The 20,776-nt window shown below is 32.1% G+C and carries 19 protein-coding genes; 16 read left to right on the top strand and 3 right to left on the bottom strand.

What is annotated here, in order from left to right:
- The first annotated feature begins 35 nt into the window (after positions 1-35).
- The 15 genes from ACVC08_RS03895 (at position 36) to tsaB (ending at position 14,207) form a co-directional block, all read left to right on the top strand.
- Positions 36-2,147 (top strand): gliding motility protein RemB, encoded by a 2,112-nt coding sequence (locus tag ACVC08_RS03895; RefSeq protein WP_452601066.1) that lies wholly within the window; start codon positions 36-38, stop codon positions 2,145-2,147.
- A 115-nt stretch (positions 2,148-2,262) separates the two neighbouring features.
- Positions 2,263-3,153 (top strand): heme o synthase, encoded by an 891-nt coding sequence (gene cyoE, locus ACVC08_RS03890; protein WP_452601065.1) that lies wholly within the window; start codon positions 2,263-2,265, stop codon positions 3,151-3,153.
- A gap of 2 nt (positions 3,154-3,155) precedes the next feature.
- A complete protein-coding gene (locus ACVC08_RS03885; protein WP_452597863.1) occupies positions 3,156-3,737 on the top strand; it encodes a cytochrome c oxidase subunit 3 in 582 nt (193 codons plus the stop codon).
- Between the two features lie 139 nt (positions 3,738-3,876).
- Entirely contained in the window at positions 3,877-4,875 is a 999-nt protein-coding gene (locus ACVC08_RS03880; protein ID WP_452601064.1) for a cytochrome c oxidase subunit 3, read from the top strand.
- Between the two features lie 56 nt (positions 4,876-4,931).
- On the top strand, positions 4,932-5,312 hold the full coding sequence (locus ACVC08_RS03875) for a cytochrome C oxidase subunit IV family protein (RefSeq protein ID WP_452597861.1): 381 nt from the start codon (positions 4,932-4,934) through the stop codon (positions 5,310-5,312).
- A gap of 92 nt (positions 5,313-5,404) precedes the next feature.
- Positions 5,405-6,142 carry a hypothetical protein gene (locus ACVC08_RS03870; RefSeq protein ID WP_452601063.1) on the top strand — a complete coding sequence of 246 codons (738 nt, stop codon included), beginning with the start codon at positions 5,405-5,407 and terminating at the stop codon, positions 6,140-6,142.
- Positions 6,129-6,872, top strand: a complete 744-nt coding sequence (locus ACVC08_RS03865; protein WP_452601062.1) for an SCO family protein — start codon at positions 6,129-6,131, stop codon at positions 6,870-6,872. Before ACVC08_RS03870 ends, ACVC08_RS03865 begins: the two co-directional genes overlap by 14 nt.
- A 36-nt stretch (positions 6,873-6,908) precedes the next feature.
- Positions 6,909-7,457, top strand: coding sequence for a DUF420 domain-containing protein (locus ACVC08_RS03860; protein ID WP_452601061.1), 549 nt, complete (start codon positions 6,909-6,911; stop codon positions 7,455-7,457).
- Positions 7,458-7,459: 2 nt separating this feature from the next.
- Positions 7,460-7,675: a hypothetical protein gene (locus tag ACVC08_RS03855; protein WP_452601060.1), complete on the top strand. Its 216-nt coding sequence runs from the start codon at positions 7,460-7,462 to the stop codon at positions 7,673-7,675.
- A gap of 160 nt (positions 7,676-7,835) precedes the next feature.
- Complete coding sequence (locus ACVC08_RS03850) at positions 7,836-8,537, top strand: ABC transporter ATP-binding protein (RefSeq protein ID WP_452600206.1); 702 nt, start codon at positions 7,836-7,838, stop codon at positions 8,535-8,537.
- Complete coding sequence (locus ACVC08_RS03845; protein ID WP_452600205.1) at positions 8,530-9,759, top strand: ABC transporter permease; 1,230 nt, start codon at positions 8,530-8,532, stop codon at positions 9,757-9,759. Before ACVC08_RS03850 ends, ACVC08_RS03845 begins: the two co-directional genes overlap by 8 nt.
- 3 nt (positions 9,760-9,762) lie before the next feature.
- Positions 9,763-11,004 carry an ABC transporter permease gene (locus ACVC08_RS03840; RefSeq protein WP_452601059.1) on the top strand — a complete coding sequence of 414 codons (1,242 nt, stop codon included), beginning with the start codon at positions 9,763-9,765 and terminating at the stop codon, positions 11,002-11,004.
- A 78-nt stretch (positions 11,005-11,082) separates the two neighbouring features.
- The gene (locus ACVC08_RS03835; protein ID WP_452601058.1) at positions 11,083-12,207 is read left to right on the top strand and encodes an efflux RND transporter periplasmic adaptor subunit; all 1,125 of its coding nucleotides are present in this window, start codon (positions 11,083-11,085) and stop codon (positions 12,205-12,207) included.
- Positions 12,200-13,528 carry a TolC family protein gene (locus ACVC08_RS03830; RefSeq protein WP_452599576.1) on the top strand — a complete coding sequence of 443 codons (1,329 nt, stop codon included), beginning with the start codon at positions 12,200-12,202 and terminating at the stop codon, positions 13,526-13,528. Before ACVC08_RS03835 ends, ACVC08_RS03830 begins: the two co-directional genes overlap by 8 nt.
- A 1-nt stretch (position 13,529) precedes the next feature.
- Positions 13,530-14,207, top strand: coding sequence for a tRNA (adenosine(37)-N6)-threonylcarbamoyltransferase complex dimerization subunit type 1 TsaB (gene tsaB, locus ACVC08_RS03825; RefSeq protein WP_452601057.1), 678 nt, complete (start codon positions 13,530-13,532; stop codon positions 14,205-14,207).
- Between the two features lies 1 nt (position 14,208).
- Here tsaB and ACVC08_RS03820 read toward each other — a convergent pair whose 3' ends face one another.
- The 3 genes from ACVC08_RS03820 to ACVC08_RS03810 form a co-directional block, all read right to left on the bottom strand.
- Positions 14,209-15,021, bottom strand: coding sequence for a mechanosensitive ion channel family protein (locus ACVC08_RS03820; RefSeq protein WP_452601056.1), 813 nt, complete (start codon positions 15,019-15,021; stop codon positions 14,209-14,211).
- A 113-nt stretch (positions 15,022-15,134) separates the two neighbouring features.
- Positions 15,135-15,500, bottom strand: coding sequence for a DUF1304 domain-containing protein (locus tag ACVC08_RS03815; RefSeq protein WP_452601055.1), 366 nt, complete (start codon positions 15,498-15,500; stop codon positions 15,135-15,137).
- 2 nt (positions 15,501-15,502) lie between these two features.
- The gene (locus ACVC08_RS03810; RefSeq protein WP_452601054.1) at positions 15,503-17,608 is read right to left on the bottom strand and encodes a thioredoxin domain-containing protein; all 2,106 of its coding nucleotides are present in this window, start codon (positions 17,606-17,608) and stop codon (positions 15,503-15,505) included.
- 237 nt (positions 17,609-17,845) lie between these two features.
- On the opposite strand from ACVC08_RS03810, the gene ACVC08_RS03805 reads away from it, so the two are divergent.
- Positions 17,846-20,776, top strand: a 2,931-nt coding sequence (locus ACVC08_RS03805) for a choice-of-anchor L domain-containing protein (RefSeq protein ID WP_452601053.1), incomplete at its 3' end; no start/stop codon positions are given.

The following is a 20,776-nucleotide window of genomic DNA, read 5'->3' as shown; positions in this document are numbered from 1 at the left end:
AGTATCTTTCGCCATTATATAAAATCTTCTATTTTATGAAGCGCTGCTTTCTTATTATCATATTATGCTTCCAATTTTTTGCTCAGGCTCAAGAAACTTTAACTAACGAAAAACCTCCAGTTTTCGAAGACTGTAAAGAAACGAATGTTGAGAACCTTCAAAATTGTTTCGATAATAAGGTGTTTAACCTGTTGTTTACAGATTTTAAAGTACCAGAAAACCTTTCAGAAAATAATTATAAAGGAGAAGTTGTTATTCTTTTTGAAGTGAATAAAGAAGGCACATTTAGAGTCATGTATGTTGATGCGCTATATAAAGAGCTAAAAGAAGAAGCTACTCGCGTATTTAAAACGTTTCCAAAAGTAGAACCAGCAACATATAATGGTCAGCCTACATTCAAGCAATATTCAATAGCATTAAAAATCCCTTTAGAAGACCAAACAGTGTCTACAAAAGACTTATCTGATGAAAAAACGATAGAAGAAGAATTAACGACATTAGAGAAAAGTGCAAAGTCAGAATTTGATAGTATTGAGGCTAATAAACAACCCTACAGTAATAAAGCTTATACAAGTCAATTGAATATTCCATTTAGTCATAGTAACTATTCTAAATTTGATAGAGCAACAAACCTAATAGGAACTAATAGCCATACAGCAGCAAAACCATTTCTGTATGAAGATGTTTCAAAATATTATAGTATAGAAGCAGAGAATGAAGCATTAAAAAAAGAAGGAGATACTTGGTTGACTAAAAAACTTTGGAATGAACACCTAGTGCAATTACAAGGAAAGGATTATTGGTTTACAATAGACCCTATTTTCGATTTACAAGTAGGGAAAGACACAGATGCCGATTTTAATTCAACATTTAATAATACAAGAGGTGTATACATACAAGGAGGGCTAGGTAAGCGATTTAATTTTTCAGCATCAGTATATGAAAGCCAAGGACGTTTTGCACAATATTACAACCAGTATGCCGAAACCTTAAAAGCATTTGGTCCAGATCCAGCAATAATTCCAGGGCGCGGGATTGCAAAACGATTTAAAGATGATGCTTACGATTACCCTGTAGCCGAAGCCTATTTATCGTATACCCCTGCAGATTTTATAAACATTCAATTTGGTCATGGTAAAAACTTTATAGGAGATGGTTATAGATCATTATTACAAAGTGATGTAGCTAGCCCATATCCTTTTTTAAAGTTAAACACTAAATTTTGGAAAATAAAATATACAAATACATGGTCTTGGTTGCGAGACGTAAGACCAGAAGTAACAGAAGATGGTGCCTTTTTAACCAAGTATATAGCTAACCATTATTTAAGCTGGAATGTAAATAAACGATTAAATATAGGTTTGTTTGAATCTGTGATTTGGACAAATTCTAACGATCGTGGTTTTGATGTTAATTACTTAAACCCTGTTATTTTTTACAGAGCCATAGAATTCGAAACAGGCCAAGATGCAGGTAACGCTATTTTAGGAGCATCTGCAAAATATAAATGGAGCGACAATATTAATTTTTATGGCCAGTTTATATTAGATGAGTTTTCTTTAAGTGATATAAAAGGAGGTGAGAAAAGTTGGAAAAACAAATACGGTTATCAATTAGGAGTAAAATATTATAATGCATTTAAAGTAAAAGATTTAATGCTTCAAGCAGAATATAACCAAGTTAGGCCTTACACATATTCTCATAATACAGTAGCACTAAATTATGGACATAACAATCAACCTTTTGCTCACTTATGGGGAGCAAACTTTAAAGAATTAGTACTTATAGGGCGTTACAGATATAAACGATGGTTTGGAGAAGCAAAAATAATAGCTGGATTAAGAGGGTTTGATGTTAATGATGGTACAGATAATTTTAGTTATGGAGGCGATATATACCAAAACTACAACGATAGACCTTTTGATACTGGAGTGGAAATTGGACAAGGGATAAAAACAAAAACAATAAATGCTAGTATTCAAGGCGGGTATTTAGTTAACCCAGCATCAAATTTAAAGATCTTTGCAGATATTAGTTACAGGAATTTTAATCCAGAAACCGAAATAGCATCTGTTGTAAACAATAGTACTGTATGGTTTAATTTAGGAATTAGAACAGATTTATTTAACTGGTATTTCGATTTGTAATTTACTTTTGTTTACCGTTGGTGAATAAGCTTTTATAAAGTATCTTTGCACTCGCAATAAAACGCTTAGACAAAATTATAGTGGTAAGGTTGTTAAAGCGGTAAATTATAGTACATTGAGTACAACAAAAACGACAAAAAAACACTCTTTAATTTCAGATTTTAAAGAAATCACGAAAATGCGTTTGGCATTAAGTGTCGTGTTTTCTTCAATAGCAGGTTATTTACTAGGAGTAGATGTAGTAAACTATAAAGACTTGGCGCTGCTAGGCTTTGGAGGTTATTTTATGGTTGGAGCATCAAACGCATTTAATCAAATCATAGAAAAGGATTTAGATGTACTAATGAATCGTACAAAAAATAGACCAGTACCTTCAGGTAGAATGTCTGTTAGTACAGCTTTTATTATTGCATGTATTTTTACTGTACTTGGTATTGCCATTTTGTATATTATTAATCCACAAACAGCAATGTTTGGTGCTATTTCTATTTTTTTATACACCTGTGTTTACACACCATTAAAAACAAAAACACCACTAGCTGTATTTGTTGGGGCCATTCCTGGAGCCATTCCTTTTATGTTAGGTTGGGTAGCTGCAACAGACGATTTTGGTATAGAACCTGGAACTCTATTTGCATTACAGTTTTTTTGGCAATTTCCACATTTTTGGGCCATAGGTTGGTTCTTATTTGAAGACTATAAAAAAGGAGGCTTCTTTATGTTGCCAACAGGAAAACAAGATAAAGGAACAGCAGTGCAAACCATTATGTACACTGTATGGACTATATTAATTTCTGTTGTACCTGTATTAGGAATAACAGGGGAATTAAAACTGTCTATAATTTCTGCAATAATAGTCTTTTTATTAGGCTTAGTTATGCTGTATTATGCTGTACAATTATTTAAGAAAATGACAGAAAAAGCAGCAAAACAATTAATGTTAGCAAGTGTATCGTACATTACATTAATACAAATCGTGTACGTTGTAGATAAATTTATTAGATAATTATGGATTTAACCCAAGGGACATTACAAGAAAAAAATAACAGAGCAAAAAAAATGATGCTGTGGTTTGGTATTATTTCACTAATCATGTCATTTGCAGGATTAACAAGTGCAGTAATAGTAAGTAGTTCTAGACCAGATTGGTCTGAAGACTTGGTGTTACCTAATGTTTTTATTGTAAGCGTCATTGTTATTATTTTAAGTAGTATTACTTTTATTTTAGCAAAACAAGCCGTTAAAAAAGCAAAAAAAGATGTGGCTAGTGCCTTTCTGTTAGTAACTTTAGGATTAGGCTGTGCTTTTATTTATATCCAATTTGTGGGTTTTGGAGAGCTAATAAACTCTGGGTATTATTTAACAGGTCCTACAAGTGACCCTAAGGCATCCTATATATTTTTAATAGCATTTGTACACATATTACATGTTGTTGCGGGGTTAATCTGTTTAATAGTTGTAATTTATAATCATTTTAAACAAAAGTATACAGCAACCAATATGCTGGGGCTAGAATTAGCAGCTACATTTTGGCATTTTATAGATATACTTTGGGTCTGTCTGTTTTTGTTTTTATATTTTTTCATGTAGTTAAAGTCCCTTTTTTAATAGACATAGAGCCAAATACGAGAAACATTATATACACAAGTTAAAATTTAGTCAAGCGAAGTTTCTTTAGAAAAGAAAATTGATTATTTTTGTGCGACATTTAAATAACTAATTAAATTATATGAATACTACAGTTGAAAATACTGCAATAGAAGGAAAAACTTGGGGCGGAGGAAACAAACCTCTAAATGCAAGTTATGGTAAAATGATGATGTGGTTTTTTATCGTATCAGATGCCTTAACATTCTCAGGCTTTTTAGCAGCTTATGGTTTTTCTAGATTCAAATTTATAGATTCATGGCCTATAGCCGATGAAGTATTTACGCACGTACCATTTTTTCATGGGAATTACCCAATGATCTATGTAGCGTTTATGACCTTTATATTAATCATGTCTTCGGTAACTATGGTATTAGCTGTAGATGCTGGACACCACATGAAGAAAAAAGCTGTAACATGGTACATGTTTTTAACTGTAATAGGAGGTTTAATATTCGTAGGCTCTCAAGCATGGGAATGGGGAACATTCATTAAAGGAGAATACGGAGCAGTACAAACTAAAGGTGGAAACATTTTACAATTTGGGGAATATAAAGAGGTAGAAGGTAAGCAAGTATTTAAACGTGTAGCTGTGGCCGATTTTGCCAAAACAATGCATACAGAAAGAGTACAGCATGAAAGAAAGAATGGACTTTGGTTTGTTTCAGAAGGGCCATTGCCAGAATTTACTGTAGAAGAAGTTTACGCTGGATTACAATCTCACAGTAATATTCGTGTTAGAAATCAAATTATAAATGAGCACGGAGAAAAAACAGTGTTAAGTAGAGAAGAAGGGCTTAAACAAATAAAAGACAATGGAAAACGATTTGTTCAAGGTGCTAATCTTGAAGTAAATGAATATGGATCTCCATTATTTGCAGATTTCTTTTTCTTCATTACAGGATTCCACGGTTTTCACGTATTCTCTGGAGTTGTAATTAACATCATTATTTTCTTTAATGTTATATTAGGAACATACGAAAGACGTAAAAATTACGAAATGGTAGAGAAAGTAGGTCTATACTGGCACTTTGTCGATTTAGTATGGGTATTCGTATTTACATTCTTCTACTTAGTATAATTTATTTAGATCAAGACAATAATCCAATATAAAGGATTCAAAATATAAAATTACAAATGGCACACGAACATAAATTAGCAATATTTCAAGGATTACTAAAATTTAAATCTAATACCCAAAAGATTTGGGGAGTTTTAATTTTCCTAAGTATCATCACAGCAATCGAAGTTGTATTAGGTATATACAAACCAGAAGCTTTAATGGGACAGTTTTTAGGAATGAAAGGTCTTAATTGGATATTTATTATACTAACAATTGTAAAAGCATATTACATTACTTGGGATTTTATGCACATGCGTGATGAAACAAAAGGGTTAAGACGTGCTGTCGTTTGGACTGCAATATTCTTAATATGCTACTTAGTATTTATCTTATTGCAAGAAGGAGGATATGTAGAAGGAGTATATAGAAATGGTTTTATTAAAAGAGATTTCTAAACACCAAATGATTAGGTGTTAAACATAAAGAAAAGGTGGTTTATTTAAACCACCTTTTTTATTTTTGTAAAACGAAAAATAACAGACTTCTAATGAGCAAAAAGTCAATAAAAAAAAACATTGTATTAGGGATACTATTCTTTCTTCCCGTTGCTTTTTTATTAATATTATTACCTTCAGAAGATAACTATGTACCTTTAAATATTGTTAAAGAAAATGTATTAGGTATAGAGAATTTACCATCTAATAAAGATAAAGATATTGTTTTAAAAGATCATATAACTATTTTAGGTTTTTTGGGGAGTAATCCAGAAGCAAAAATTACAGAAGCATCCAATTTAAAAGAATTAATTTATAATAAATTTAAAGGCTTTAAAAAATTTCAAGTAGTTATGCTCGTTCCAGAGCAAGCAAAAGCAGAAGCAGAACGCGTAAAACAAGAGTTAACAAAATATAAACCTTTAAAGTTTTGGCATTTTGTATATGCAAGTGAGAGCGATATAAATCGTTTATTTAATAGTCTAAGAACTAGTTTACGCCTAGATGGGACGTATGCCACTAATAGCGTTTATATTATAGATACAGAACTTAACCAGCGAGGAAGACTTGATGACAGAACTAAAAAAGAAGTTAAAGAGAATACAGTACAAGCATACCCATTAACTGCATACAATTGCTCAGAAGTATCTATACTAAAAAATAAAATGGGGGCAGAAGATATGCGAGTACTATTTAAAGAATATAGAGAAAAAAGAAAAGGAGATTTCAATTCTACTAGTAGAAGAGCAGACGATATAAAACCAAACAATACATCCGATGAAAAAGAATAATTATTCATACATAGGGATAGCATTTATTATATTATTATTCGGAATTCTTTTTATTCCTAGAATAGTAAATAGAGTGAAAAATAATGATATAAGTAGAAGTGATAGAATGAGTGAAGGGCAGGATAATAATTTTTCTAATAATGAAAAACTCTCTTATATAGAAATTAATGGTAAGCGAAAAAGAGTCCCTAACTTTAGTTTTACAAATCAAGATGGAAAAACTATAACCCAAGAAGATTATAAAGGGAAAGTATATGTTGTTGAGTTCTTTTTTACAACATGTCCTACAATATGTCCTAGAATGAATAGAAATTTAATTGAAATTCAAAACGCATTTAGAGGAGAAAGTGATTTTGGGGTTGCTTCATTTAGTATAACACCAGAAATAGATACGCCAGAGGTTTTAAAAGAATACGCATCTCGTTATGGAGTAACAAACCCTAATTGGAACTTAATGACAGGAGAAGAAAATGCTATATATAATTTGGCAAACATAGGATTTAATATTTTTGTTGGAAAAAACGCAGAAGTAGAGGCAGGGTTTGAGCACTCTGGAGATTTTGCATTAATAGATAAAGAGGGATATATACGTTCAAGAAAAGATGCTTTTGGTAATCCAAAAATATTTTATAAAGGCGTTATAAGTGTAGAAGAGAAAATGGATGAAGATGGTAATGAAGAAGAAATTACGATGCTTAAAGAGGATATCAAAAAATTATTAAACGAGTAATTAAAAGAAAAGATTAGGCTTCAAAAGAAATAACCAATGAGTAACTTAGAGAATATACAAGACGAAAAAAAATACAATAAATGGATTATAGCATTGTCTATAATTATTCCATTAGCAGTAGCACTTCTTTTTGGTATAAACCTTCGTGAATTAGGATTCAATGTAGAACCTTTAACATTTTTACCTCCAATTTATGCTACTATAAATGGATGTACTGCTATAGTACTGTTAATCGCTTTATGGGCTGTTAAGAATAAAAAAATAAAGCTGCACGAGAACTTAATGAAATTTGCAATAGGTTTATCTGTTACTTTTTTATTAATGTATATTGCTTACCACATGACTAGTGATTCTACTAAATTTGGAGGAGAAGGTGTTATACAATATGTTTACTATTTTATTTTAATAACACATATAGTATTATCAATAGCAGTAATACCATTTGTTTTAATAACTTACGTAAGAGCAATCACTCAAAATTTTGAACGTCATAAAAAGATAGCAAAAATAACATTTCCATTATGGCTATATGTTGCTATAACAGGTGTTATAGTGTATATAATGATTTCTCCATATTACATATAACTGTGAAAAAAACAATCATTCTCTCAATAGTATTGCTTTTAGTTTTGCTTCCTGTAGATGCACAATGCGCTATGTGTCGTGCTGTATTAGAAAACGAAGAAGGCCAAGGCGCAGCTAAAGGCATTAATAATGGTATAGTATACCTTATGTCTATACCTTACATATTAGTTTTTGGTTTAGGTTATTTTATATACAGACGCTATTTTAAAACTAAATAACAGATTAACTATTTTTTATTTAGAAGCAGTAAATAAATTATTTTAACAAATAATTCACAAATAACCTGTAACATTTTTTGTCCTTTGTAGTCTAATTGATAATTATATACACGCCACATGTTGAGCCGTATAGAATTACAATCAATCAAAAACTATCAATATGCTAAAAATAAACAAGCTTCATAAATCTTACCCAATAGGAGATTCTAGTCTGCATGTACTAAAAGGAATAGATCTTTCCGTAGAAAGTGGAGAAATGGTAGCTATTATGGGATCCTCTGGATCTGGAAAATCGACACTACTTAATATTATAGGAATGTTAGATGAGGCAGATGAAGGAGAATACATTCTTGATGGTGTGCCAATAATAAACTTAACAGAAAAGAAAGCAGCCATTTACAGAAATAAATTTTTAGGGTTTATTTTTCAATCCTTTAACCTTATTAATTATAAAAATGCACTAGACAATGTTGCATTACCATTATACTATCAAGGCTTAAAACGAAAAGAGCGTATAGAAAAAGGACTGTTCCATTTAGAAAAAGTAGGATTAAAGGATTGGGCAAATCACTTACCAAACGAATTATCTGGAGGGCAAAAACAACGTGTAGCTATAGCAAGAGCATTAGCAGCAAACCCTAAACTGTTATTAGCAGATGAACCTACAGGAGCACTAGATACCAAAACATCTCACGAAATAATGGAGTTTATCCAATCTTTAAACGATGAAGGTAAAACAATATTAATGGTAACCCATGAGGAAGATATTGCTAACATGTGTAAGCGTATAGTTAGACTAAGAGATGGCGTTATTATGGAAGATAAGTTTGTAGAACAAGTAAGAGCCTCTCAGTATGTTTGATAGAGACCTTTGGCGAGAAATATTTCAGAGTATAAATATGAACAGAACCAGAAGTTTACTATCTGGTTTCACTGTAGCATTTGCTATTTTGTTATTTGCCGTTCTCTTTGGTATAGCTAATGGATTAGGCAATACATTTGCAGAAGCATTTGTAGACGACGCCTCTAATTCTATTTTTGTTATGTCTGGGCGAACAACTAAGGCGCACAAGGGAATGCAAGCAGGAAGACGTATACAATTTAAAAACGAAGACTACGATTACTTAAAAAATGAGTTTGGAGACAAAGTACAATATATCACAGCCAGAATATATAAAAATGTCAATGCCTCTTTTAGAAACGAAAAAAGTACCTATAACGTAAGAGCATGTCACCCAGACCATCAATATCTTGAAAATACATTGATGGCAGAAGGACGCTTTATAAACCAATTAGACTTAGATAATAAAACAAAAGTAATTGTTATTGGACGCTTAGTTGAGGAAGATTTATTTCAAAAAACGACAGCTCTAGGAAAATATGTAAACTTAAATGATATTCAATATAAAGTAGTAGGTGTTTTTGAAGATGAAGGAGGAGATAATGAGGAGCGTATGATATATATGCCAATTACTACAGCCCAGCAAGTCTATGGAAGTAATGATTATATAGATCAAATAAATTTGACATATAATCCAAAAATGAATAATGACCAAGCTTTAGCCTTTGGAAGAACAATTACAAATAAGCTAAAAAATCGGTTCTCTGTAGCATCCAACGATCAAAGAGCAATAAGAATTCGTAATATGGCAGAAGCAAATAAAGGTGTAGAAACTATGACTTCTGGTTTGGGAATTTTAATACTAGTAATAGGCTTTGGGACATTAATAGCTGGGATTGTAGGAATAAGTAATATCATGATTTTTATTGTAAAAGAGCGTACAAAAGAAATAGGGATTAGAAAAGCACTAGGTGCATCTCCAAAATCTATAGTGTCGCTTATATTAATAGAGTCAGTACTAATAACAACAATTGCAGGTTATATAGGATTGCTAGCAGGAACAGGAATTTTAAATCTGGTAGCACCTAGTTTAGAAACCTACTTTATAAAAGACCCAAGCGTTAGCACATCACTTGTAGTTGGTGCCACTATCACATTAATTATAGCAGGAACTATTGCAGGTTATTTACCAGCAAAGAAAGCATCAAGAATTAAACCTATTGTAGCATTAAGAGACGATTAGACTATGAGATTTTTATTTGAAAGAGATACGTGGCAAGAAGTGTTCGATAGTTTGAGTAAAAACAAACTAAGATCTGCATTAACAATGGTTGGTGTTTGGTGGGGGATATTACTTCTCATTGGCCTTTTAGGGTCGGCAAGAGGAATAGAGAACTCATTTAATAGATTATTTGGAAGCTTTGCTACAAATAGCGTTTTTGTATGGGGGCAAAATACAAGTAAACCATTTAAAGGATTTCAAGAAGGGAAAAGAGTCCGTTTATCATTATCTGATGCTAAAAAAGTAGAAGAGAATATAGAAGGAATAGAGTTTGTTGTGCCTAGAAATCAAAGTGGAGCTTTAGTGGTTAGAAATTTTTTATCAGGAAACTTTTCAGTAAACGGCGATTATCCATTATTAGATAAAGTGCAGAAAAAGAAAATGTTAAAAGGGCGTTTTATAAACCAAAACGATATTAACGATAATAAAAAAGTTGCTGTTATTTCAGAAGACATGTACAAGCAACTTTTCGAAAAAGATGAAGAAGCTATAGGCGAGTATATACAAGTAAACAGCATTAATTTTAAAGTTGTTGGCATATTTGAAGTAGGAAATGTAAATATGGGGCCATCTAGCGACATACACATTCCATTTACAACCTTTCAGCAAATATATAATCAAGGAGAAGAAATAGGTTGGATGATGATTACTGGGAAACCAGAATACGATATAAAACAAATAGAAGCAGACGCCAAATTACTATTAAAAAACTTAAACAGAATCCACCCAAAAGACAAACGTGCTTTTGGTAGCTTCAATTTGGGTAGTATGTTTGGTAAAATGACTGGATTTTTAACAGGAATGCAGTTTCTAACTTGGTTTGTAGGTATTGCTACCTTAGTAGCTGGGGTATTTGCCATAGGTAATATTTTATTAATAACAGTTAAAGAACGAACCAAAGAAATTGGAGTACGTAGAGCAATAGGAGCAACACCTTTTGAAATTAAAAGACAAATAGTTGTAGAAGCTGTTTTTATCACACTAATTGCAGGCTTTTTTGGAATATTAAGTGGAGGCTGGATTTTAATACTAATAGATGCAACCATAGGGCAGGGGGACGAAGCATGGATGGTAAATGCATCCGTATCCATAGGAGTAGTATTTATAGCATTAGTAATATTAGTCTTTTTAGGAACTTTGATAGGGTTAATACCAGCATTTAAAGCAACCAGTATAAAACCTATAGACGCATTAAGAGAAGAATAAATAAATCAATCAAAATAAAAAACGAAAATGTATTTAAAAACAATATGTTTTCAACCAACAGCAAAAATTAAATAAAAAATGAAAAAAGCATTAAAAATCATTTTAGGATTAGGGTTACTAGTAGCCTTGTTATTCGTATTAAAATATTTTAAAGACTCTAATGAGAAATCTGTAGAAGAATTTAAAGTATCAGAGCCATTTTACTCATCTATGCAAACCAAAGTTGTTGCAACAGGAAAATTAAACCCAGAAGAAGAAGTAGAATTAAAACCTCAAATCTCTGGAATTATAGATAAAATAATGGTTGAAGAGGGCGATATAGTAAAGAAAGGAGATGTAATAGCTAAAATTAGAGTTGTACCAAACGAACAAAGTTTAGTAGGAGCTAATGGACAAATTTCATCAGCTAAAATAGCTTACAATAATGCAAAAACAATTTATGAAAGAAATAAAACACTTTTCGATAAAGGTGTGATCTCTAAGCAAGATTTTGAAAATAGTGAGTTAAGTTTTAACCAATCAAAAGAAAATTTAAACCAAGCTCAAAATAATTATCAAATTATAAAAAGAGGGTCTCTATCTGGAGGAGGTTCTGCAAATACAACAATTACAGCTTTAATACCTGGTACTATATTAGAAATACCTGTAAGAGAAGGAGATCAAGTTATAGAAAGTAACAATTTTAATGCAGGAACAACAATCGCTACTATTGCAGATATGAGTAAAATGATTTTTGAAGGAAAAGTGGACGAGGCTGAAGTAGGCAAGTTAGAAGAAGGTAAAGATATTAAAGTAATTTTAGGAGCCATAAATGAAAAAGATTTTCCAGCAAAACTTACATTTGTAGCACCTAAAGGAAAAGAAGAAAATGGCGCTGTACAATTTACAATTAAAGCAGATGTAGAAGTAGAACCTTCAACTAAAATTAGAGCAGGGTATAGTGCTAATGCTGAAATAGAAATGGCAAGTAAAGACAGTGTTTTAGTGATAAAAGAATCTTTATTACAATTTAACAGAATAACAGAGAAGCCATATGTTGAAATTCAAAAAGAAGATGGTAAATTTGAGAAGAAAAATGTGGTATTGGGATTGTCTGATGGTATAAATGTAGAAATTCTTGAAGATGGAGTAGCAGAAGGAGATAAAATAAAGGTATGGAATAAAGCATCAAAAGACGATAATAACGATGAAGACGATGAATAATAGAAATATAACAATATTAGTTTTAGCATTACTTGTTAGTGTATCAACATTTGCACAAGGTAAAAAATGGACACTAACCGAATGTGTAAATCATGCGATAGAAAATAATATTTCGGTTAAAAGAGCTCAAAATGCATTACTGTTAAACGACCAAGATATTAAAGCTGCAAAAGGACAATTTTTACCAGGTGTTAGTGGAAGTGTTGGGCAATCTCTTGGTTTAGGTAATACAGAAGTATTTCCAGGACAATTCGTAGACCGTTCGTCTAATAGTACAAGTATAAGTATAGGTGCTAATTATACTATATTTAATGGTTTTAGAAGAACAAACTTATACAAGCAATCGCTATTAACAAGAGAAACAAGTGATTTAGAATTAAAAAGAATTAGAGATGATATTTCATTAAACGTAGTTAATTCGTATTTAAATATATTATTTAATAAAGAGCGTTTAGAAACTGCAAAAGCGCAATATGCTTTTACAGAAAAACAATTACAGCAAGTAAAAGATTTAGTAGATGCAGGAGTGCAACCTAAAGCCAATATATACGATACAGAAGCGACACTTAGTAATGACTCTCAAAGTGTAACCGTCGCAGAAAATAATTATAATTTATCGTTATTAACTTTATCTCAATTACTACAAGTCCCATACGAAGGATTTGACGTTGAAATTATAAATATAGATACGCCATCTGCATCAATAATGTATAACGATATTCAACCTATATTAGATTATGCTTTTTCTAATCGAGGAGAAATAAAAGTTGCAGAAAAAAATATTGAAAATGCAGAGTTAAATACAGAAATATCAAAAAGTGGATTTTTACCAACAGTAAGTCTTGGCTATGGTTACAGTACTAATGCCTTTTTTACTAACTTAAGGGATGATGAAGCCGCATTATTTACCCAGTTAAATGATCAAAGAGCCCATAGTTTTAACCTTAATGTAAGTATTCCTATTTTTTCTAGATTTTCTAATAAAACAGCTGTAGCTAAATCTAGAATACAAGAAGAAAACTCAAAACTAGCATTAAATGAAGCTAAATTAGCACTAGAAGCAAACATACAGCGCTCTTTTACAGATGCGCAAGCAGCACTAAAAACATTTCAAGCTGCTACAAAATCGTTAGAAGCTCAACAGTTATCATTTAGTAATGCTCAAGAACGATATAATATAGGCGCTATGAATGCTTTTGAGTTAGAGCAAGCAAGGATTAGATTAATAAATGCAGAGTCTTCATTAATAAACGCAAAGTATGATTTTGTGTTTAAAACTAAAGTGTTAGACTTTTATATAGGAAAACCAATTACACAATAATTTGGCACTAATATTAAGTATAGAAACAGCAACAACAAATTGTTCGGTCTCTCTTTCAAAAGAAGGAGAGACTTTGCTTTTAAAAGAAGATTATAATACTAATTATTCGCATGCAGAACAATTACATGTATTTATAGAGAATATATTAAAAGTATCTAAAATAAACCGCTCTCAATTAGATGCTATAGCAGTAAGTAAGGGGCCTGGATCTTACACAGGTTTACGTATAGGAGTTTCGGCTGCAAAAGGGCTTTGTTTTGCATTAAATATACCACTTATCTCTGTGTCTACTCTAGAAGCTTTGGCTAACCAAGTAAATATAACTAATGGTGTTATTGTACCAATGTTAGATGCTAGACGTATGGAAGTTTATTCTGCAGTTTTTTCATCATCATTTGAGCAGAAAAGAGAAATTGAAGCACAAATACTTGATGAAAACTCGTTTTTAAATTACCTAAACTCTCAAAAAGTATATTTTATTGGTAATGGTGTAGAAAAAACAAAAGGACTAATACAACATGAAAATGCTGTGTTTATAGAAGGGAAATTACCCTCAGCTGAGCAAATGAGTACATTAGCTTATAATAAGTACAAAAAAAACGACATCGAAGATGTCGCTTATTTTGAACCTTATTATTTAAAAGATTTTGTAGCTTTAAAACCTAAGCCTAAAAAATAAATTAAGCCTCTTTTTGTATCTCAACAGCATGTGGATATGGTATTTCTATACCAGCTGCGTCTAGAGCTTCTTTTGTATTTTCAGTTGTTTCAAAGTAAACATCCCAGTAATCTTCTGCATTACACCATGGGCGTACCGCAAAATTAATAGAGCTGTCTGCTAATTCCATTACGTTTACTGTAGGTGCGGGATCTTTTAAAACTTTAGGGTTAGACGTTAAAACGTCCATTAATACCTGTTTAGTTTTTTTAATGTCGCTATCATAACCAACTCCAAATACTAAATCTACACGACGAGTACCTTCAGTAGTGTAGTTAATTATATTTCCATTAGATAATGCACCATTTGGAATAATGATTTCACGATTAGACAGTCCTGTTAGTTTAGTTGTAAAAATCTCAATTTCTTTAACAACACCAATTTCTCCTTGAGCTTCAATTAAATCACCTATTTTAATAGGCTTAAAAATCATTAATAATACACCACCTGCGAAATTGCCTAGAGACCCTTGTAAAGCTAACCCTATCGCTAAACCAACAGAAGCTAGAATAGCAGCAAAAGAGGTTGTCTCCACGCCTAATTTAGCTAAAATTGAGAGGATTAGTAATATTTTTAAAACCCAGTTAATTAAGTTTAATAAAAAACGTTTTAGACTTTCGTCGTATTCTCTAACAGACATTAATTTATTGGTTGCCTTCATTATTTTCTTAATAATCCAAGATCCAATAATCCAAATGGCTATAGCCCCAATAATTCTAATCCCATACTCAGATGCGAATTCTATACCTTTGTCAATCCATTTTTGTATTTCCATTATATTATATTTTTATATAAAGTTAAAATTAAATAACTACAGATTTTAAGTAAGTAGCTTATAAGTGTTTATTTTAATTAATCGATAAATGGTTTATTTTATCGAAGAAATGCCTAAAGATAAAGGTTAATAATTAAAAGAACTAAAGCTAATAATGCAGGAATAGATTGTACGTAAAATAATCTAATCTTTCGCGTAGAATATGCTCCATATATACCGGCTATAACTATAGATATTAGAAAGAAAATTAAAAAATTTGTTGCATTTATAATAAGAGAGTAAATTATACCAGCTACTAAAATACCATTATATAGACCTTGGTTAGCGGCCAGTACTTTTGTGTCTTCAGCAAACTCTTTATTTTTTAGGCCAAAAGTTTTAATCCCCTGTGGTTTGGTCCAAAGAAACATTTCTAAAATTAAAAAGTAGAAATGCTCAAAAGCAACAAACAAAATTAAAATAGTTGTTAGTAGTTTCATAATCATTTATTTTGTATTAAACTAGACGCTTTACTAACTTCAGATACAGGTAGTTTACAAGCATTGTCTACGCAAACATATATTAAAGTTTCTCCATCAACATATCTATTTTCTAGTAAAGGTAGTTTACTTTCGGTTTTACTGCCTACAATAAGTTTATTAGGGATATAAGTAGTGTTTAACTCTGAAATTTTCTCTGAAACTGATGCGCCAACAATGGCTACTTCGTAAAAAGGATTGGTATAGTTTAACATTAAATCTAACCAATTAGAAAAACCAGAGCCATAATCTTTTATTTCAGGTTTTACATTATTTAACATTGTTGTAGCTGTTTTGTAATAGTGAGGGTTACTGTAAAAATGAGAGAGCTTAAATAAATTTTTTGCCATTATTGAATTACTAGAAGGTATAACATTGTCACGATATTCTACGTTTCTAGAAACTAAATCTGCATCTTCATTTGAAGTGAAATAAAACATTTTATTAGTCTCATCAAAAAAATGATCAAAAGTGTAATTAGTTAAATCTCTGGCAGTAAATAACCATTTATCGTTTAAAGTAAGTTCATATAAAGCAATAAAAGCTTCAGTAGTAGTAGCGTAATCTTCTAAATAACCATTTATAGAACTCACACCATTTTTATAATTATGATTCAAGCCTCCATCTTCTCGTAATTGGTTATTAATTATAAAATTAGCATTTTGTATTGCAGACTTTAAATAGTCTTCATTACCTAAAACCCGATAAGCATCAATATAACCTTTAAGCATGAGGGCATTCCATGATGTTAACGTTTTATCATCTAAACGAGGTCGTTTTCTTAAAGTTCTTTGTTTTAAAAGTAAATCTTGCCACTGTTGTTTTTTAGATACTAATGTGTTAAAATGTATTTTATGTTTTTCTATAAAGTCTTTATCTGTTTTACTTTTAATAAGAACATAATTACCATTTTCCCAATGACCATAACCATTAACATTATAATAATCTGAAAATAAGTTATAATCATCACCTAATAACTGTTTAAGTTCTTCTTTTCGCCAAACATAAAAAGCGCCTTCCTCTAACGCTCCCTCTTTAGTAATACTATCTGCATCTAGAGAGGAGTAAAAAGCCCCATTTTTAGCAGTTAATTCTCGCTTTACAAACTCTAAAGTTTCAACAACTACATCTTTATATAATTCATTTTTTGTAACTAAGTAAGCATCAGAATACAAACTTACAAGTTGTCCATTGTCGTAAAGCATTTTTTCAAAATGAGGAACATGCCATTTTTCATCTACAGAATATCTAGAAAACCCACCTCCAATTTGATCGTAGATGCCGCCATTAGCCATTTTTGTTAGTGTAGTGTTTACAAAAGTATTAAGAGCACTATCATTATTCTGGTAAGCATAACGTAATAAAAAATGATAATTATTTGGCATCATAAATTTTGGTGCGCGATTGAGGCCACCTTTTTTATTGTCAAATTGTTGAGACCAAATAGCAATAGTTTCTTTAATGAAACTGCTTTCAAAATTAATCTCATCGTTATTTAGCGATACAATATCCATGGTTTTGATACCCTGTTCTAATTTGTCTGCATATTCATATAATTTATCTGGATTGGTATTATAAAGTTCAGATATTTTGTTTAAGGCATCGATCCATTGTTCTTTTTTAAAATATGTGCCTCCCCATATAGGTCTTCCATCGGGTAAAGTGATTACGTTTAATGGCCAACCGCCTTGCCCGGTCATAAGTTGCACCGCATTCATATATACTTGATCAACATCTGGACGCTCCTCTCTATCAACTTTAATGCTAATATAATTGGCGTTCATTACTTTGGCGACCTCTACATTCTCAAAGCTTTCATGCTCCATAACATGGCACCAATGACATGCAGAATAACCAACGCTAATAATTATTAACTTATTATCTTTTTTAGCTAGCTCTAAGGTTTCATCATTCCATGCATTCCAATTAACAGGGTTGTGTGCATGTTGTAATAAGTATGGGCTTGTTTCATTAATAAGATTATTTGTAAATTCATGCGCCATACTATTTTTATTTTGTCCTTTACAACTAATTAAAGCGATTAATAAGAAGAGTTTAATAAATTTCATAAACCAAAGTTAGTTAAATAAAAATGTAAAAATTATTTTCAATAAAAAAATACAAGACGTAGGGTAGGAAATAGGCAACTAAAATTGTTATATGTTATATAACAATCGATAAGCCTTTTTATTAAAGGATGAAATGCAAGTATTTACGGTATAAGTTACTCGAGATTAACATAAAAATTGAGTTATTATTAGTATAATTGCAATAGTAGATTTAGATAAAAAAACTGAACCCTCTTTATGATGAGAAATTTTACATTATTTATAGTTTTATTCATTTCATTTTTCACGCTTCAAGCACAAGACATTTTAATGCAAAACGGGACATTTAATCAATGTTCGGGTACTTTGTATGATTCAGGAGGAAGTGCTAGTAATTATGGAAATAACGAAAACTTTGTTTTAACGCTTTGCCCAGACGCAGCAGATCAATTTATTTCATTAAACTTTACGCAGTTTGGAACCCAAGCAGTAAATGATGTATTGACTATATATGATGGAGATGATACTACAGCTCCTATAATTGGAACATACTCAGGAGGAGGAGCTGCAAATAATCCAGGAACCGTTTCTGCATCTACTACAAGTGCAACAGGATGTTTAACACTAGAATTTGTTAGTGATGCAACAGGGCCTACTGTTGGTTGGGCTGCAGAAATATCATGTTTAGAAACTTGCCAAACAATAACACCATCAATAGACTCTACAACACCAGCAGCAAATGGAGCAGGTATTGTTGAAGTGCCAGTAGGAACAAATGTTGTATTTAACGGAAGCGCAACGTTTTCAGATGATCCAACTGGAGCAACGTATAATTGGAACTTTGGTGATGGAAATGCAGATGCTGGAGAAGTAGTTAACCATACATTCAATACTGTAGGGACATTTACGACAACTTTAACGGTTACAGATCCTAATCCAACAGGATGCTCTGAGCAGGTAACTATTACTGTCGTTGTACTAAGTCCATTAGTAACAATTAATAGTGCAGCATATCCTGAGTCTAGCTTTGGTCCAGAACAATTAATATCTGATGTATTAGTCTCTGGAGGTTGCTCTGGAGTAGATAATTTCACATTTCAAGTAAGTGGAGGAACAGGAGATTTAACAACAAAAAGTTACGGGTATTTTAGACAAGGAGGCGCTGTGAATTTCCCTTTTGAAGAAGGTGTTATTCTTACAACAGGACAAGCATTTGGAGGCGGAAACACAACAGCTGTACCAGCTAACCCTAACCCAAGTAATAATAATGGACAGCCAGGAGATGCCGATTTAGAAGCTGCGTTAGGACAAACAAATACTAATGATGCTACATTTATAAAATTTAATTTCGTACCAACAGCGAATAGCATTAGCTTCCGATTTTTAATGGCTTCTGAAGAATATGATGGAAATACTGAGTGTAGTTTTGCAGATAGTTTTGCCTTTTTATTAAGAGAGGTAGGAACTACAGCATATACCAATTTAGCAGTTCTTCCTGATGGAACACCAGTAAGTGTTACCAATATTAATAATTCAGGAAATTGTACAGCAAACCCTGCGTTTTTTGAAGGTTACAACCTTCCAGATACTAATTATGGAGGAAGAACGGTTGTGTTAACAGCAATGTCTAACGTAACACCTAATACAACTTATGAGATCAAATTAGTTGTTGCCGATCAAGGGGATTCTATATGGGATTCTGCAATTTTCTTAGAAGCTGGAAGTTTTAATTTAGGAGGCGATTTAGGAGACGATGTAACAATTGCAGCAGGAACATCTGTTTGTGAAGGAGACACAATTACTTTAAATACAGGGACTGATGCATCTGTAGCTCATGTATGGTATTTTGAAGGGGTAGAGATTCCAGGAGAAACAGGGCCTACACTAGATGTAACGCAGCAGGGTAATTATTCTGTAGATGTAGTGTTTGCAGCAAGTTGTATAGCTAATGACTCTATCTTTGTAGAGTTCATTCCAGGTGCTCAAGTCGATACAGTAAATAATCTTGTAGAATGTAATAACGGTTCAGGGCCAGTAATTTTCGATTTAACAGAGAATACAGCACCAGCATTAGGAGGTCAAGATCCAGCAGTATATGCTGTTTCTTATCACAATACCGCTTTAGATGCTACAAATGGTACGAATGCAATCGCAGACCCAGCCAATTATACGGGAACAGATGGAGAGATTATTCATATTAGAGTAGAAAATGCTGCAACAATGATGTGTCCAGCGACAGACTCTTTTGAACTTCAGTTTTTAAATGTGTCTTTAAATCCAGCACCAGATATGGAGGTTTGTGATGATATTTCTAATGATGGTACAGAAACTTTTGATTTACAGTCTCAAACAGCAGCTATATTAGGTACACAAGCAGCAGCAGATTATACTGTAACTTATCACTTAGATTTTGCTAATGCAGATGCAGGTACGGCTGCTTTACCAAACATGTATGATAATACGACTAGTCCAGAACCTATATTTGTTAGAATAGAAAGTGTAACAGATCCAGATTGTTATATAGCCTCTGCTACTGCAGTTTTTAATTTAATAGTAAACCCAAGAGCAGTAGCAACCCAGCCAATGGATATGGTTGTTTGTGATGATACTTCTGGAGATGGGGTCGAGGTTTTTGACTTAACAACTCAAGAACCAGCTATATTAGGAGGTCAAAACCCAGCAAATTATACAGTTTCTTATTATGAAAATGCAGCAGATGGAGATACACCAACTCCAATGAATGCAATTCCGAACCCAACAACGTATACTAATACAGGATCTCCTCAAACAATTTTTGTAAGAGTAGATGATAATACTAATCCTACATGTTATGGGTTCACTTCGTTCGATTTAATAGTAAATCCATTACCCGTAATCCCAGCATTACCAGCCTACGAGATATGTGATAATGACGATGATGGCGATGCAACTAATGGAATAGCAGAGTTCGATTTATCAACCATAGATGCCTCCGCAATAAATGGACAAGCCGACGTAGTCGTATCCTATTACGCAACAATGGCTGATGCACAAGCAACCCCGCCAACAAACGCAATAGGACCAGCTTACACAAATACAACACCAGTAAATCAAACAATATACATACGCTTAGATAACACAGTAACAGGCTGCGTATCTGTGATTGGGACATTAGAATTAATGGTAAACCCATTACCAGTAGCAACAGCC

This window comes from Pontimicrobium sp. MEBiC06410 (assembly GCF_053601615.1).
This window is presented reverse-complemented; position numbering and strand designations above follow the sequence as displayed.